Raw genomic sequence first — 651 nt, forward strand, 5'->3', positions numbered from 1 at the left:
ATGATCGCGGCCGGCGGAGCCTACGCGGGATCAACGATCAGGTCAGCAAAGCGGAGAAGGCGGTCAAGGGGCAGATCCCGGTCAAGCGGAACAGGTTCGTCGCTCTCTCCGGCGCCACCAAATCGGTCAACCTCGAACTCGCGGAGAAAGCGCGTGCGCTGGCGGGATGGAAGGCGTACACGACCAACATCGACAACCCCGAACCCGACTTCGTGATCGGCGCCTACCACCAGCTGTGGCGGATCGAGAAGAGCTTCCGCATGTCCAAATCCGACCTCGCCGCACGCCCGATCTTCCACCACACCGAGGACTCCATCCGTGCTCACCTGGCGATCGTCATGGCCGCCCTCGCCATCACCCGCACCCTCGAGACTCGCACCGGCTGGTCGACCAAGAAATTCGTCACCACGGCCCGCCGCTACCGCACCATCGAGATCCAGGCCGGCGGCCACACCCTCACCGCCGCCAACCCGCTCGACCCTGAACTCGCATTAACCCTGGTCGCGCTCGAAGGTGGACACTAATTTGAGCCAAGTCAGGTCAGACGCGAGTGGGCATCGTTCGAACGAATTCGCTGGCGGTGTCAACGGCCAGTTTGATGTCCCCGCTGGTGGCCAGGTAAAAGTCCCCACCCTGTGCGGGATGTTTTAG

The 651-nt window shown here is 63.1% G+C and carries 1 protein-coding gene; it reads left to right on the forward strand.

Annotated elements, in window-relative coordinates:
• The coding region (locus GP2_RS22015; protein ID WP_006902648.1) for an IS1634 family transposase at window positions 1-524 on the forward strand (524 nt) is incomplete at its 5' end.
• Between the last annotated feature and the right edge of the window lie 127 nt (window positions 525-651).

It is taken from the genome of Gordonia paraffinivorans NBRC 108238 (assembly GCF_000344155.1).
GTDB lineage: Bacteria > Actinomycetota > Actinomycetes > Mycobacteriales > Mycobacteriaceae > Gordonia > Gordonia paraffinivorans.